This is a genomic window from Streptococcus sp. 210928-DFI.4.42 (assembly GCF_020554365.1).
Lineage (GTDB): Bacteria > Bacillota > Bacilli > Lactobacillales > Streptococcaceae > Streptococcus > Streptococcus parasanguinis_S.
The window spans coordinates 1-281 of record NZ_JAJCHF010000070.1 but is presented as its reverse complement, the minus strand read 5'-3'; the positions used below and the strand labels follow the sequence as shown (position 1 = coordinate 281).

The following is a 281-nucleotide window of genomic DNA, read 5'->3' as shown; positions in this document are numbered from 1 at the left end:
TAGTGTTGTACTGAATTTTTTCTATACTTCCATTAGCATTGGAGTGCCATTTGTAATCAAAGAGCAACTTTTATTAGATAATGCAACAGTAGGTATCCTAGAAACTATGTCTGCAGTTGGAATGTTATTAGCCAGTGTGTCTATGTCGCTACTGCCAGACAAAAATGAAACCAACACACTTCTCACTAATAGAATCCGCATCCCGCTTTTTCTTCTAACCATCGCTATCGTTGGTTTGGGTATTACATTTGCAACTACTAACACCCAAGTGATTATTTCTT

At 37.0% G+C, this 281-nt stretch carries 1 pseudogene; it reads left to right on the top strand.

The features are described 5' to 3' along the window. A pseudogene (locus LIZ08_RS10340) lies at positions 1 to 281 on the top strand (MFS transporter); the annotation flags it as partial.